This is a genomic window from Rhizobium sp. P1_E6, assembly GCF_056405875.1.
The window spans coordinates 1-14671 of record NZ_JBFUBG010000026.1; the positions used below are offsets into that span (position 1 = coordinate 1).

Sequence of the window (14671 nt, forward strand, 5' to 3'; positions counted from 1 at the left end):
GCCCTGACCTGTCGCGCTAGGTCTAGGTCGTAGCCGTTCATCATTCCGTCGCGGTCGATCGAGTTGATAACGATTTCGCCCGCGCCCAGCTCGGCCGCCTGTTGGCAGAACTCCAGTAGATTGATCTTGTACTTTTCGCGTCCATTGTGAGTATAGACAGTGTAGCCGCCTAGCAGCTTAGTCTTGCGCACATCGAGCGTCACGACCACGCTCTGGCCACCCACGGCTTCAGCCATTTCCTTAATCAGGGCAGGGCGAGCAAGCGCTGCGGAACTAATAGATACCTTCTCAAACCCCATGGCGATGATTTGGGCGGCTTGGTCGGCGGTCCTGATCCCTCCGCCATAGGCGAGCGGCATCCTGCTTTCTACTGCGAGGCTGCGCAGCAGCGTCAGATTCGGCGCCTTCTCCAACGCGCTCGCGTCGATGTCGAGGAACATCAATTCGTCGACCGCCTTCTCATTGAATATCTTGACCGCGTTCAGTGGGTCCCCGACATATTTGGGGTCCTTGAACTGCTGCGTCTTCACGAGGCCGCCGTCATGCATCAGCAGGCAGGGAATGATCCGGGACCGCAGCATTGTCACAGCTCCGCAAAGTTTCGGAAAATCGCAACACCGTTCGCGTGGCTCTTTTCCGGATGAAACTGCATGCCGAAGACGTTCCCGCGCGCGACCGCACAGGTAATGTTGTCGCCGTAGGCAACCGTTGCGGCAATGTCGTCCTGCTCGGAAGGGTCGAAGTAGTAACTGTGCAGAAAGTAAAACCCCTGTACCGTGTCCACGGCTTCGAACAGAGGCGCGCCCGGCCGTATCGTCACCGTGTTCCAGCCCATATGCGGTAGGCGAGGTGCTACTGGAAGCTTGGACGCGTCGATTCTCCGCACCCGGCCCTTGACCCAGCCTAGGCCGGAAAGTTCGCCCTCCTCGCTCGATTCCGCAAGAATCTGCATGCCGACGCAGATGCCGAGAACCTTCTTCCCACGGTCGAGAACCTGCTCGTTGAGAAGATCGATCATGCCGGACTCCTTGAAATAGCTCATCGTCGTGTCGAACGCRCCCACGCCTGGCAGGATGTAACGTTCCGCCTTCTCGAGCTCGGACAGCTTTCCGGTGATTACATGCGGCACCTTGAGCTGCTTGTAGATATTGGCGATAGCACCGACATTTCCGGAGCCGTAGTCGATGATCGCGATCATCTCTTCACCGACCTTTCGACACCCATCCACTTGAGAACCCTGGCGCCAAGGCCGAATATCCAGTCCTGGTTCTTGTAGTCACGGTAAGTCTTTTTTGGCATCGTGTGGTAGTGCCGCAATTCCTCGACCGAGATGCCGAGTTTCGTGGCGATGTATTCGAATTCCTCATCAATCGTTTCAGGGTCGTACGCGGGCTTCCGAAGCTTTTCGAGCGCCTGGTCGCGGATCATCTGCCCGGTCAGGATCAGGCTCGAATATTGTACCCGACGCGTGTCGTAGCCGAAACGCGTCGGCAGCCAGTAGCCCTCAAAGAACTTGGTGAAGCGGGATTCAAAATGCTTCTGCGGGTACGGACGCCAGCCGTAGTTCTCCGACAGGGTCTTTATCGCGATTTCCTTAGTGTAGGGCAGCCAGTTGAGCGGCTTCACGACCTTCACGCCGCGTAGGTAAGGCAGGTAGACCTTGTGGAACAGGATGCTGCTGAACGGATAGGTCTTCAGCTGGCGCGTGCCGAAACGCTTGTGGATGTCGCGGATCTGCGTCATGTCCGTGCCATGGTAGAGCCATTCCAGCGGGTTGCGAACGCACTCGGTGGCAAAATTGCCGCCGTTCAGGATGTACTTGATATTGTGCTTGTTCGCGAAGTGATAAAGCGTCGCGATGAAGGCATGGTCCTGGGGAATGTCTAGATGCGGCACGCCTGACTTGAAGAAGGCGAGCTGGAAATCGCGCATTTCCTCCCAGTTGATGACTTCCGTGTAGAGATCCAACCCCAGCTTGTCGACAAGCATCTGGATATTGTTCACTGCAATGTCGGTATTCCAGCCGCCGTCCACGTGGAACACTAGTGGTCGCAGCCCGAACTCCGACACCGCAAGATGCAGCAGATAGGAACTGTCCAGACCACCACTCATGCCCATGATGCAGTCGAACGGCTTGCCATTGCCATTCCCCTTAATCTTCTCCACCATCTCGCGGAAGAGTTGCTTGCCATGTTCGTCGGGATGCCAGTTGGGCTTCACGTCACGCTGGAACCCTTCGCAGTGATCGCAGACGCCCTGCGCGTCGAACACGATCTGCGGATCGCTGGTATCCATCACGCAGCATGTGCATATTCTATAGGGTCTACTCATGTGAATGTACTCTTTGGTTAGAGCGCGAGTGTTCTCTGGGTCAGTTCGAAGCGCCGCAAAAATCCATCGCGCTCTTGGCCTTGAGAGCGGCGGCCATCTCGACCCGCAGGAACTGACGGTGTTTCACCAGAAGAACGAACATCGCGTCTTGCTTGATTGCATCTTCGAGCGACACAATATCCAGGGCGTTGTGGCTTTCGATATTCGGCTCGACGGCAAGGACGTCGTAGCCCTGTGATTTGAGGTTGAGCGCAATCTCCAGCGCCGGCGACTCCCGAAGGTCGTCAATGTCTGGCTTGAAAGCGAGGCCGAGACAAATAATCCGCGGCTCGGCGCCGCGCGCTGCCCGCCAGCCTTGCGCGGACGCCTTGACCTTTTCGACCACCCACTCGCTCTTGTGATTGTTGACCTCGCGCGCGGTGCGGATCAGGCGCGCATTTTCCGGGTCAGATGCTACGATGAACCAGGGATCCACGGCGATGCAATGGCCCCCGACGCCCGCGCCGGGCTGCAGGATGTTCACCCGCGGATGGCGGTTGGCAAGCGCGATGACCTTCCAGACGTCGATACCCTTTTTGTCGCAGATCATCGACAGTTCATTGGCAAAGGCAATATTGACGTCGCGGAAGCTGTTTTCCGTGAGCTTGCACATTTCAGCACAGGCTGCTTCGGTCTCAAGAACATCCCCACGCACGAAGCCTCGATAGAATTCTGCGACAATCCGTGATGCGTCGGGCGTCAGGCCGCCGACTACGCGATCATTCTCGACAAGTTCGGTCATGATCTTTCCGGGCAGCACGCGTTCCGGGCAGTAAGCGATGTGCAGCGTGTCCGGGTCGACTCCGTGGGCGCGCAGTTCATCGGCGACCTGCTGAGTGGTGCCGACCGGAGAAGTCGATTCGAGAATTACGAGGTTGCCGGGCTGGACATAGGGCGCAATGCTACGCGTCGCCGCTATGACGATATCGACATTCGGTTGCGGGATCGGGCCGCTTTCGTGAAATGGCGTGGGCACGGCGATGATGAAGACATCCGCGGAATGTGGGACCATGTCGGCGCGCAGATTTCCCTGCGATACCGCTGAATGGACGAATGCGTCGAGGTCGGGCTCCACGATGTGGATGAGGCCCGAATTGATGGTATCGACCGCCTTGCGACTGACATCCACGCCGATGACCTGGTGGCCCTTGCTTGCCAGCAGGGCAGCCGTGGGCAGGCCGATATAGCCGAGACCGACCACACAGACTTTAAGCTTCAAATCAAGATCTCCTTCAAATGTGCCACGATGCGCTCACATGCATCGCCATCGCCATAAGGGTTATGTGCGTGAGCCATGACTTGATAGTGCTTTTCGTCATCCAGCAGGGCCGACATTTCCTTCACAATTCGGGTCCTGTCCGCACCCACAAGACGCACCGTCCCTGCATCGACAGCTTCCGGACGCTCGGTCACGTCGCGCATCACCAGCACCGGCTTGCCCAGACTCGGCGCTTCTTCCTGTATTCCACCGCTGTCCGTCAAGACGATATGGCAGTATTGAAGCAACAGAGCAAACGGCTCGTACTCCTGCGGAGGTATAAGATGGATATTGTTGATGTTGGAGAGCGCTGCGTGCACATGAGAAGCAACATTCGGGTTCAGATGCACAGGATATACGAAATGCACGTCGGGATATCGCGCCGCCAACTCTGCCAGTGCCGTCGTGATCTGCTCGAAGCCCTGCCCGAAGTTTTCTCTACGATGGCCGGTAACGAGAACATAGCGTTCCGACGCCAGCGGAAAGTGCACGAGTTCCGTCAGTGCCGAAAGTACGGCATCGGCCCGCGCCGGTTCGTCAGCAAACCTTTTCAGGATCCACTTCAGAGCGTCGATCACCGTGTTGCCGGTCTTGAATATCGTTTCGGCAGGAACCGCTTCAGCGGCCAGATTGGCGACGCTCTTGTCGGTTGGGGCGAAATGGACGCTCGCCAGACGACCGACGAACTGCCTGTTCATCTCCTCTGGGAACGGAGCGTGAAGGTCATGCGTGCGCAGCCCCGCCTCCACATGGCCGACGGCACTGCCGGAATAAAATGCGGCGAGCGCGGTCGCAAACGCGGTCGTCGTGTCGCCATGGACGAGTACGATATCGGGCTTTTCACTTTCGAGCACAGCCTTCATATCGATCAATATACGCGCTGTCACGTCAAACAGAGTCTGGCCCGGACGCATAATGTCGAGGTCAATATCGGGCTTGATGTTGAAGACGCCTAGAACCTGGTCGAGCATGTCCCGATGCTGGCCAGTAACGCAGATACGCAAATCGAACGCGTCCGGCTGCGCTTTAAGCGCATGGCACAAGGGAGCCATCTTGATGGCCTCGGGTCGTGTTCCAAAAACAACGAGGATTCTCTTCATAATAACTTACTTTAATATACGCGCAGCCAGGGCGCGATAATCCAAGAGACGCGATGCGATTCTCAGGGACTGGGCGGACATCGGGGCCAATGCATCCGGGTTTACCGAAATTGCTCGAAAGACGGCAAGCAGGTCGTCCGTCTTCTTCAATAGCCAGCCATTGCCTTCCACGAAGGGTATATGACTGGGGACATCATCCAGCACAACCGGGCAGCGCGCGCAAAGCGACATCTGCATGGTTGCCGATTGTGTTCCCGGCTGAACATAGACATCCGCTGCACAGWGCAGGTCGCCCAGCTCATCAGCATCCTTCCAACCTAGAAAGCTAATCCGCGTGCCGGTCGCGATCAGGGCCTCGGCCTCTTTACGCAGTTCTTCGTCGAATGCCCCCGCAAGGATGAAGCGAAGGTGGTTGCCTTCCGTCCGGATGAACGCACGAAGACTTTCCAACACCTTCTTGCGCGGACCCATCTTGCCGGACTGCAGCAACATGACTTGTCCATCCGTCACGCCTGCACTTATGCGGCCACGCTTGCGACGAGCTTGATACTCGGCGTCGTCAAAGACCCGGCCGCCCAAGGGATAGAACTCGAGCTCAGCCCGAGGAACCCCATAAGTCTCCTCGACAAAATCCATAGTTTCGATCGAAACACATAGAATCTTCTCGGCATACTTGCGGCATCTCTTGATGATGGACGCATAGTAAAGGCGGTGCAGAAGGTATTTCGAAACAAAATTCCGGGCGCTGTTGTTCGAGTCCTCGTGGCTGTCGATGTAAAGCTTCACCCGCGGGTATTTGCGCTTGTATCTCGCCGCGGCGAAAAGCTCCCATCCGCAAAGACCGTGGAACAGAATAACGTCTGGGTCGATCTCCTCGAGCAGCCGGAATACGCCCGGATGCGGCCGCAACTTCCTCATGATCTTCCGCGGCAGGAATTTCCGGTAGGGCAATCGGATCACCTTGGCGCCGTCCTTGCCCATATAGGTCGATGGCTCGACATAGGTCCGGCGTCGATCGGCATCGAAATTCTCGGTGGAAGCAACGACGGTGACGTCGTGACCATCGATCACGTGCTGGCGTACCAGTTCATTCTCCTGGTAGCCGAAGCCGTCGATGTAGAAGCAAGAAAGACAAAGATGTGCAATATTCACAGAAAGCCCTCCTGCCTTAGCAATTGCTCCGGGTCCGGGAAGAGGGGGGCAATTCGCCGCAGTTCTTCATCCGACATGTCCCACCATTTCATTTTCAGGAGCCCTTCAATGATCTTGAGGCTGAACCGCATGCGGATCGGGCGGGCCGGGTTGCCGGCGACGATCGCAAAGGGCTCGACATCCTTGGTCACGACACTACCCATACCGATAACCGCACCATGGCCAATCGTCACGCCGCCCTTGATCAGAACCCTCTCTCCAATCCACACGTCATGCCCGATGGTGGTTCTGGCGCGCCATTGGTACGGATGCGTAGAAAATTTGGTTTTGACGCTGTCGCGGTGAGACAGGAAGACGGGACTGGTCGAGACATATTCCATCGGATGGCGCGACCCGCCAATGACGACGCCCCCGGCGATCGAGCAGAAACCGCCGACGTCGCAATCAATGATTGTGCAATCATAGCCGCAGAAGGAATGCCGATCGAAGCACGAACGAATGATCGTGCTGCCGGACTCCACCTTGGATGTCGGATGGACGACACTGTCGGCGATCGCGTTGCCGCGTGCCTTCTTGAGGAGTCTCGAATAAATGTAACTGATGGAAACCATGCCAAACCGACTGTTCTTATAAACCCTTGAGGTCTTCCGACGAACACGCGGCATCACCCGGCTTGTTCTTGCGACCTGAAGCCCGACACGCCTGCCAAGTCAGCACGGCGTGGATAAATAGACTGAAGGACCAAACGGCTGCAAGCAAAACCATGAACTGCCCGAAGCGCAGTGAAAGCCAATATGTGAAAGCCGTCGCTAAGAGCATTGCAAGCAACCGTCCGGCATCCCAAATCAACTGCACATGCGTGCGCCCGAGATAGCTCAGTGTCATGGAGACGGGAGTCGTCACGAAATCGGAAAACAGCATCAACGACAAAAGCGTCGATACGATGCCAATGTTGTCCCAGCGTTTGCCGAAGATCACGGTCCCCCAGGCATTCATGACGATAACGAGGAAACCGACCGCAAACACACCCACGATAGCGAGCCGGAACAGCATCATCAGGTATTCGCGGGCGAGCGCACCTTCCGGCTTGTCGCGGAAGGTGCGGAACTCGGACGCGTATACCTGCGCGACGGCCTGTCCGAGCATGCCGAGCGGCCCGCCGCAGGCGCGCATGATGAGCGCAAAAAGCCCCGCCTCATAAAGGCCGTAGATGGAACTCAAAGCTAGAATGGGAACTTGCTGGGCAGCGAGATTGAAGAGCGCCGCCGGCGCCAGCGTCAATGGGAATCGCTTGTACTCGAGAAAGGTCTCCTTGAGGCGTGCGCCCCTGCGCCAAATCACCATGCCTCCGCGAAGACTAAGCCGCCGCAGGCCGCTCATAGCGCCGACCATGTAACCGATCGCCTGGGCCCAGATCATGCCCGCGGCGTTGTGGTGCGCCAGCCCGAACGCCAACTGCCCGAGGCCGGAAACGACGCCCTGCAGGATCTTGTTCTTGCCAACGCTCCTGATCGCGCGCTGGCGAAGCAGAAGGGCATTGATCAACTGTGAAAACGCAAAGCTGATTGCGATCACGGGCACTGCAAGGAAGGGAAGGTCCTTCCATGACGTGCTGCCCGGCATCATCGACGTCGGCAGGACGTTGACCGCAATGAGGACGAGCAATGACATCGCCGTGACGAGAACGCCGCCGAGAAAGGCGATGCGAATCGCGTCGATCGGGCCGCGCGCAATCGGTATGGCGTGTTCCAACCGACCCGTGCCGACCGACCCGACCAGCGCGCCGAAGCCAAGGATGACGGCGAAGGCGCCCACTTCCTGCGGCCCATAGAGGCGCGTGATGATAGGCGAGATCAGCAGCATGAAGCCTTGCGAGAGGCCCGAACTGATCGTCAGGAGCATGTAGCTCGAGATCTTGGACTTCATACCCGTGCCGCCCGATTCATCCCCCTTGACGACATATCGCAGGGACCGGGTCAATCGCCCCCAAACGCCCATCATGCCGGTTCCTGACCGCAGGCCGTGGCCGATGTGCCTGGCGCGGTAAAATGCGTGCGATACAGCCAGAGCAGGACAACGACCATTCCGAGGCCGTGGCTCAACAATGTCGTGAACAGGTCGCTATCGGCCAGCGCCGTGCGCAGCGGCCCGATTGTGAGCGCCGAAACGAACCAGAGCGGCGCGCCGGAGCGGACAATGGAGTTCAAAACGCTCAGGACAAGGCCGAGAATGACCGAGTAGAGCATGACGCCCCAGATCCCGGCCTGGGCATAGCCGGCGGGAACGAGACCCATGTTGGAAGCGCTGTCGGCGCCGGGAACGAAATAGCCACCGAGCAGTCGCGGCAGGTTGACCCGGACATATTCGCCGCTTGAGAACTGCGCCAGTAACTTGTCAGCCCAATAGACGTGGGGGTGGAAGGTGAAGAAATCGAACCACTGGAAGGTCATGCCGGACGGCACAAAGAAGGCGCGCCGGACGGCGATTTCTGCCACGCTTTCGATGCCACGAACCTCAAACAATAGGAGCGCAACGAGGATGCCGATCGCTGCCATATAGGGCATTGGCGTTAAGCGCTGGAAACGTTCAAGGTAGAACCAGACAGCGATGGCCAGGAACGGCAGGAAAAGCACGATGCGGTGGCTCGTCAGCCCGAAGAAGAAGAACTGGGTGAGGAGCAGGAGGCCGAGCCAGACGAACTTCCGGTTGAGCAGGCAGACGCAGACCAGGAAGATCGTGAAAACCTTGTAGACCCAAAGATTGAGGTAGGACAGCGGCCCGACGTCGAGCAGTTCCGCGACCTTGTCACGGAACTCATAGACCTTGCGGACGTCGAGGTTGAAATAGGCCAGAGCGCCTGAAAAATAGGCCCAGGCAAGCAGATAGACAACGGCCAGCACCGAGATTGCGACTGCAAGCTGCGGCCCCTTGGGAACCGGAATCCGCGAAATGAAATCGGGAACAGGAATCCGGGAGACCAGGTCCACGAGTAGGAGGGCGCTCATCGTGTAGATGACCGGCTCAATGGGCCGGGCGGCATTCAGTCCGAACTCGCTTGTCAGCGGGCCGATGAGGAAGAACGTCGCCATGATCAGGAAGACGTTGCTAACGTCCCGCGGTCGGGAGCTCAAGACTGTTGTGAAAAGCACGAACAGCAGAAGCGAAAACAGGTATCGCGTCATGCCGACGTCATATAGAAAATTGATCGGCGTGTCGAAATAATAGACGACATAGAGGAAATTCTCATACGAGACATCCAGCATCAGGCGAAACGCAAAGAAACCGAGCAAAAGAAGAAGTTCTTCCTTTTTCCATTTCATGAAAAATTCAGAAATATTGCGCACTGTCTCGGTCTCCGGTCGATGCGTTCTCGTGACGCGGCTTTTGCTTCCGCATTCCGTTCAGTCACATGGTGCCCAAATTTCAAGAATCTGTTCCGGCATCGCTGATGCCTGGAAAATATCTTCGTGCAAACTGGCATGCCTCTGAAAATACTTAAAAATATGCCTTGCTGTCGAGTATGGATTTCATCTTGATATAGGCTTTTGCGACTGTTTCGGTTTCAGGAATCATGGACTGGACCTCGTTGATCATCGCGAATTCTTCGGTTCTCTTCTCCACGGTCGCCCGGCTATAGTCGGCGGAAATGTCGAGCGTCACCTCGGAAAGCTTGGAGCCGGTCGGGTCCGGAAGACGAATTTGATACTCTCCATTCCGCATCGGCATGAAAAGGCAATCGAATTCGAATTTGCCCCGCTTGGGTTCGAAATTGTCGCCATAGTCGAGGGCGCAAGGCAGGAAGCTCAGCTTCATTCCTTCAGGGAGCTTGATATTGTAGTTCACGAGCATGAAGTAGCCCCAAGGCGCCGGCTCGCGCACCACATTTGTGATCACCGGCCAGTATTGGGTCATCGCGGCTAGCTTCTTCTTCCGTTCTTCAAGATCGACCTTGTACTTGTTCTCGCTTGCCTTCACCGCGACGGGGTCCATCATGGCAAGCTTGGCGAGCGCGGAATTGGCAATGGCAAACTGCTCGTCCGCCGCACGCATGATCTCGCCGAGCGCGACATTTCGGATCGTGGGATGGTTGCCGTATCGGCGCTGCAATTCGTCCCCTGGCAATCGACGCACGGCCCAGTTCAGGCTGGCAAGTTGCGGATCGGAGAGTTCGCCATAGCGAAACTGCCGGGAGGCCTCAAACGCAGCGCTTTTCGTACCTTTGCTGGCATCCAGCCGTGCGTGAACGCCCGATCCCGGAGCGAAATGGGATACGACGCCGACAGACAGCAGGACCACGAAGGCAAAAAGCTTCCAGTACGAATTAAAACGGTCGTTATGGCGTTCCATGGGCCTTTCCAGTCCTTGGTGACATCGCCTTCACGCGTTGTCCTTTTACTCGAATGACAGACCGTCGAGGGCAAAGGTCTCCGCCCACTTCGCCAGTGAAAACAGCCGCCAGCGCAATCCTTGATTGATTTTTGAGAGGCCATCGCCCAGCAGCGCCTCGCGGCTGCACAAGTATCTTATCAAGTCCGAGGAAGCAATAGTGCTGTCTATTGCCGCCGCGTAGCTGCGCATCCAACGGCTCTCGGGGGATTCGAAGCCGAACTTGTGCTTGCGCCAGACAATTTCAGCGGGCATCCGCGGTTCCATGGCTTTTCGGAGAAGATGTTTTCCCCAGCCATCGGTTAACTTCAGTTCCGCTGCAATCGCGGTCGAGAATTCCAGCAGTCGGTAATCGAGGAAGGGCAGGCGCGTTTCGATGGCATGTGCCATCGAGTTCTTGTCCTCGTAGCGCAGCAGGACCGGAAGGTTGGTACGCTCGATCTCCCGCTTCTGCAGGGCGAAGAGGTCATGCCCGCCTGCACGCGTCCTGTCCTCGCTCTGCGCGGCGAGCGCTTGTGGTGCAAAGAAGTTTCTTGGGAACCGTATCCCCGAGCGTCTGAGGCCGGGGACATGAAAATAGGCGAGATTCCAGAGAAGGGCCTTCAGTGCGCCCGCCCGTCCGTTGCGGCCGAGACCGCTCAGCACGCCCATCGCGCCGCCAAATTTCGCGGAAAGGAGCGACTCCACCAGATGGTCGGCGAAATAACGTTCATAGCCTAGCAAGGTCTCGTCGCCGCCCTGACCGTCGAGAAGCACGGTAATGCCGGCTTTACGGGCCTCTTGCATGACGAAATACTGCATGAAGATCGACGTGCTGGCGAAGGGCTCTTCCTGCGTCCGCACGACCGCATCGATTGCGTTGCGGAAATCATTGTAGTCGGGACGCACCGTAATCCAGTTCAGTCCGGACCGGTCGACAATCTGCTTGGCAAAGCCGGACTCGTCCGTCAACGGGTCCTCGCTGATCGCGGTGATGGCCGAGAAAGCCTGCCCGCCGCTATCGGCTCTATACATCTCGCTCGCAATCGTCGCGATGCTCGAACTGTCCATGCCGCCGCTGAGGCAGGTGCCGACCTTCACATCAGAACGCAGCCGCAGTCGGATGGCGTCTTGAAGCAGCGCGTCGAAACCTTCCAGCGCTTGCTGTCCATCAAGGCGAGCCACGTCCGCCCTGGGCGCGAGGTCGTAGAAACGCTCGATCGTGTAGGAGCGGTTTTCGACCCGGTAAATCAGGTTATGTCCACCGGGCAGCTTCTTAACGCCGGCGAAGAACGAACCTTCGATATCTTCCGCTACGCGTGAGACGAGGAAGTTTATGGCCATGCGAGCATTCGCCTTGACCTCGCGAAGTAAAGGCAGCAACTGCCGTATTTCCGAACCGAAGCCGAAACCGGAGGGCGTTTCGGAATAGTAGAATGGCTTGACGCCAAAGCGGTCGCGCGAGCAAAAGACGATGTTGCGCCGCGGGTCGAAGATGGCGAACGCCCACATCCCGTTGAACTTGCGAACGCAGTCCGGACCCCACTGCTCATAGGCCCGCAGGAGTACCTCTGTGTCCGAGCCGGAGCGAAACTGCTGCCCGAGCACGCTCAGTTCATTGCGCAGTTCGATATAGTTGTAGATCTCGCCGTTATAGGTGATGACGCAGCCGGTCTGCTCATCCGTCATCGGTTGCTTGCCAAGTTCGGAAAGGTCGATAATCGACAGCCGCCGGTGACCGAGGGCCACGCTTCCCTGCGACCAGACGCCCTGTCCGTCGGGGCCGCGATGAGCGACGGCATCGGTCATCCTTTGAATAAGGTCTGGGAATGGCTGCGTTCCCGGGCTCGCGATAAGACCTGCAATTCCGCACATGTCAGGGCAACCTGCTGCTCAGTTGATCCCTCTCGGGATAGTTAATCAGGACGGCCCGATGCGGGCCATAAAATACAAACATGCTTCCCGCCGCGACTGCCGACGCATGTCCGGTCGAGACGGCTTCTGAAAAATCGTCGATGTTTCTTGCGCCGCCGCAGGCAATCACCGGAACCGAGACCGTGTCGGCGACCTCGCGGATCAGCTTCAGATCGTATCCGGACATCGTCCCGTCGCGATCGACCGCGTTGACCAGGATTTCGCCGGCTCCGGCCTTTTCGACCGCATCCAGGTGATCGCGAAGGCTGACCGATTCCCGCTTCTTCGCCGAGCGCGAGACAAGTTCATAATTGCCGATCCATGTCTTACGCACATCCACACTGCAGACGATCGACTGCGAACCATAGATGGCCGAAGCTGCACGAATTAGCCCGAGGTTTCCATAGACGGCACTGTTGACGATCACCTTCTCGAAACCGAGCCCGAAAACACGGCGGATTTGCTCGATATTGGTCAGCCCGCCGCCATAGGCCATGGGCATGAAGGCTTCGCCCGCGATGTCCTTCAGCAGTTCGAAGGGCGGCTCGCGGTTTTCGGCCGTTGCGGCAATGTCGAGGAACACCAGCTCATCGACTTCCTTCTCGTTGAAGATGCGCACCGCATTGATCGGGTCCCCGACATATTTTGGGTCCTTGAACTTGACGGTCTTGACGAGGCCCTGGCCGCGCAGCAGCAGGACCGGGATGACGCGCGTTCTATTCATCGGCTCGGTACTTTGCGAAGGCGCGCATCAGCGCAAGGCCGTGGCTCAACGATTTCTCCGGATGGAACTGCACGCCGAATATGTTCTCGCGCCTTACCGCGCAGGTGAATTCGATGCCGTAATGGCAGGTCGCAATGACATTCTGCGGGTTTTCGCAAACCATATGGTAGCTGTGTACGAAGTAGTAGCGTGCGTCGGCTCCGGCCTGATCGAAAAGCATCGAGGCTTGCTTGGGTTCAACTTGCGCCCAGCCCATGAGCGGCACTCTCAAGCCTTCCATATCTGGAAAGCGCCTGCACTCCATGTCGATCCATCCGAGACCGGGAAGCTCGCCCTCGGCGCTTTTCCGGCCCAGCATCTGTGCGCCAAGACAGATGCCGAGAACGGGCTTGCGAAGCTCCAGGGCAAACCTGTCGAGCGCGCTCCTCAATCCGGACCCCTGCAGYATCCTCATGCCGTGATCGAAATGCCCGACACCCGGCAGGATGAGCTTGTCGGCCGCAAGAATCGCGTTCTCGTCCCGCGATATGACGGCCTCAGCCCCGGCCTTGCGCAACATGTTGCACACGGACGCTAGGTTGCCGACATCGTAGTCCACGATTACGATCATAACTTGCCGCCCCCGAGCGAGCCCTGAAACATCAGGAGTTTGGATGCAATACCATTCCCTTTGACCGCAGCCATTCCCGAAGCGCGGTCTTAAAGTTGAACAGCATGTAATTTGACGGATAATCCCGGAAGGTCTTTGGGGGCGCGTCCATGATCTGCCGGAACTCTTCCTTGCTGATCGACAGCTTCTTCAGAATGAAATCGGTCTCTTCCTCGGCCTGGCGCTCGTTCTCGACGTCGCCGGCAAGTGCCTCGAGGGCTTCATCGCGCGTCATCTGCCCCGACAGGATCATGCTCGAGAGGTAAGACCGGCGCTCGTCATAGCCGAACTTCTTCGGCCGGTAATAGAGTTGCTGCCACTTGGTGAAGCGGGATTCAAAGTGCTTTCCGCCGTAATAACGGAAGCCGAGTTCGCGTTCCAGGAACGCGATCGCGTCGTTCTTGACATAGGGCATGTAGTTCAGCGGGCGAATGACACGCATCCGCTTCACATACCTGTTCCAGAAATAATAGCGGAAGAAGCTGACCCTCGGGAAGGTCTTGAGCTTGATCGAGCCGAAGCGTCGGTGCACCGCCTCGAGATGCCGGAGGTCCATGGCATTGTAGGCCCATTCTTCCGGCATGATCGATTCTGTGGCGATATTGCCGCCGCTCAGCACATATCGGAGCCCATAGGTCTGCGCATTGCCATAGAGCGAGGCGAAGAAGGCGTGGTCTTGCGGAACATCCTGGTTGGCAAGTCCTGCGCGCAGGAAGGAGCGCTGCAGGTCGCGCATCTCTTCCCAGTCGACAACATAGGTGTGCAGGTCAATATCAAGCTTGCGGACGATGTTCTCGATATTCTTGGTGGCCAGTTCTGAGTTCCAGCCGCCATCGACATGCACGGCAAGCAGCCGCAGCCCAAGTTCCTTGCGGGCGACATAGGCGAGATAGGAGCTGTCGACGCCGCCGCTCAGCCCGATGGCGCAATCGTAGTCCTTGCCTTCGCCTTCGCGCTTGATCTGGGAAACGATCTCGTCGAGCATCCGCCGGCCATTGGCGTCCGGATGCCAGTTGAGCAGTATATTCTTGTCAAACCCGTGGCAATGGCTGCACACGCCTTCTGCATCGAAGGATATGTCGGGATCGCTCGTGTCCATAATGCATCGGGTACAGATCTGATATTGCATGGCTTATAAA

The 14671-nt window shown here is 57.6% G+C and carries 14 protein-coding genes; all 14 read right to left on the reverse strand.

Annotated elements, in window-relative coordinates; genetic code table 11:
• A partial coding sequence (locus tag AC1D35_RS15290) for a HisA/HisF-related TIM barrel protein (RefSeq protein ID WP_477938860.1) occupies window positions 1–581 on the reverse strand: 581 nt, incomplete at its 3' end.
• Window positions 582–583: 2 nt separating this feature from the next.
• Window positions 584–1198: an imidazole glycerol phosphate synthase subunit HisH gene (gene hisH / locus AC1D35_RS15295; RefSeq protein ID WP_477938862.1), complete on the reverse strand. Its 615-nt coding sequence runs from the start codon at window positions 1196–1198 to the stop codon at window positions 584–586.
• On the reverse strand, window positions 1195–2331 hold the full coding sequence (locus AC1D35_RS15300; RefSeq protein ID WP_477938864.1) for an N-acetyl sugar amidotransferase: 1137 nt from the start codon (window positions 2329–2331) through the stop codon (window positions 1195–1197). Before AC1D35_RS15300 ends, hisH (AC1D35_RS15295) begins: the two co-directional genes overlap by 4 nt.
• A gap of 40 nt (window positions 2332–2371) precedes the next feature.
• On the reverse strand, window positions 2372–3589 hold the full coding sequence (gene wecC / locus AC1D35_RS15305) for a UDP-N-acetyl-D-mannosamine dehydrogenase (protein WP_477938866.1): 1218 nt from the start codon (window positions 3587–3589) through the stop codon (window positions 2372–2374).
• On the reverse strand, window positions 3586–4728 hold the full coding sequence (gene wecB / locus AC1D35_RS15310) for a non-hydrolyzing UDP-N-acetylglucosamine 2-epimerase (protein WP_477938868.1): 1143 nt from the start codon (window positions 4726–4728) through the stop codon (window positions 3586–3588). The genes wecC and wecB overlap by 4 nt, the downstream gene beginning before the upstream one ends.
• A gap of 6 nt (window positions 4729–4734) precedes the next feature.
• Complete coding sequence (locus AC1D35_RS15315) at window positions 4735–5880, reverse strand: glycosyltransferase family 4 protein (RefSeq protein WP_477938870.1); 1146 nt, start codon at window positions 5878–5880, stop codon at window positions 4735–4737.
• On the reverse strand, window positions 5877–6545 hold the full coding sequence (locus AC1D35_RS15320) for a CatB-related O-acetyltransferase (protein ID WP_477938872.1): 669 nt from the start codon (window positions 6543–6545) through the stop codon (window positions 5877–5879). The genes AC1D35_RS15315 and AC1D35_RS15320 overlap by 4 nt, the downstream gene beginning before the upstream one ends.
• On the reverse strand, window positions 6508–7806 hold the full coding sequence (locus AC1D35_RS15325) for a lipopolysaccharide biosynthesis protein (protein ID WP_477938874.1): 1299 nt from the start codon (window positions 7804–7806) through the stop codon (window positions 6508–6510). Before AC1D35_RS15325 ends, AC1D35_RS15320 begins: the two co-directional genes overlap by 38 nt.
• A gap of 71 nt (window positions 7807–7877) precedes the next feature.
• Window positions 7878–9200, reverse strand: coding sequence for a hypothetical protein (locus tag AC1D35_RS15330; protein ID WP_477938876.1), 1323 nt, complete (start codon window positions 9198–9200; stop codon window positions 7878–7880).
• Between the two features lie 175 nt (window positions 9201–9375).
• Complete coding sequence (locus tag AC1D35_RS15335) at window positions 9376–10227, reverse strand: hypothetical protein (RefSeq protein WP_477938878.1); 852 nt, start codon at window positions 10225–10227, stop codon at window positions 9376–9378.
• A 45-nt stretch (window positions 10228–10272) separates the two neighbouring features.
• Entirely contained in the window at window positions 10273–12120 is a 1848-nt protein-coding gene (gene asnB, locus AC1D35_RS15340) for an asparagine synthase (glutamine-hydrolyzing) (protein WP_477938879.1), read from the reverse strand.
• Window position 12121: 1 nt separating this feature from the next.
• Window positions 12122–12883, reverse strand: coding sequence for an AglZ/HisF2 family acetamidino modification protein (locus AC1D35_RS15345; protein ID WP_477938881.1), 762 nt, complete (start codon window positions 12881–12883; stop codon window positions 12122–12124).
• Window positions 12876–13493, reverse strand: coding sequence for an imidazole glycerol phosphate synthase subunit HisH (gene hisH, locus AC1D35_RS15350; protein ID WP_477938882.1), 618 nt, complete (start codon window positions 13491–13493; stop codon window positions 12876–12878). Before hisH (AC1D35_RS15350) ends, AC1D35_RS15345 begins: the two co-directional genes overlap by 8 nt.
• A gap of 31 nt (window positions 13494–13524) precedes the next feature.
• On the reverse strand, window positions 13525–14661 hold the full coding sequence (locus AC1D35_RS15355) for an N-acetyl sugar amidotransferase (RefSeq protein ID WP_477938884.1): 1137 nt from the start codon (window positions 14659–14661) through the stop codon (window positions 13525–13527).
• Window positions 14662–14671: the final 10 nt, after the last annotated feature.

Excerpts from the sequence above, each read along its gene's own strand:
- AC1D35_RS15345 (WP_477938881.1), bottom strand. The coding sequence starts at position 12,883 with ATGAATAGAACGCGCGTCATCCCGGTCCTGCTGCTGCGCGGCCAGGGC.
- asnB (WP_477938879.1), bottom strand. The coding sequence starts at position 12,120 with ATGTGCGGAATTGCAGGTCTTATCGCGAGCCCGGGAACGCAGCCATTC.
- AC1D35_RS15335 (WP_477938878.1), bottom strand. The coding sequence starts at position 10,227 with ATGGAACGCCATAACGACCGTTTTAATTCGTACTGGAAGCTTTTTGCC.
- wecB (WP_477938868.1), bottom strand. The coding sequence starts at position 4,728 with ATGAAGAGAATCCTCGTTGTTTTTGGAACACGACCCGAGGCCATCAAG.
- AC1D35_RS15320 (WP_477938872.1), bottom strand. The coding sequence starts at position 6,545 with ATGCCGCGTGTTCGTCGGAAGACCTCAAGGGTTTATAAGAACAGTCGG.
- AC1D35_RS15325 (WP_477938874.1), bottom strand. The coding sequence starts at position 7,806 with ATGAAGTCCAAGATCTCGAGCTACATGCTCCTGACGATCAGTTCGGGC.
- AC1D35_RS15355 (WP_477938884.1), bottom strand. The coding sequence starts at position 14,661 with ATGCAATATCAGATCTGTACCCGATGCATTATGGACACGAGCGATCCC.
- AC1D35_RS15300 (WP_477938864.1), bottom strand. The coding sequence starts at position 2,331 with ATGAGTAGACCCTATAGAATATGCACATGCTGCGTGATGGATACCAGC.
- AC1D35_RS15330 (WP_477938876.1), bottom strand. The coding sequence starts at position 9,200 with ATGAAATGGAAAAAGGAAGAACTTCTTCTTTTGCTCGGTTTCTTTGCG.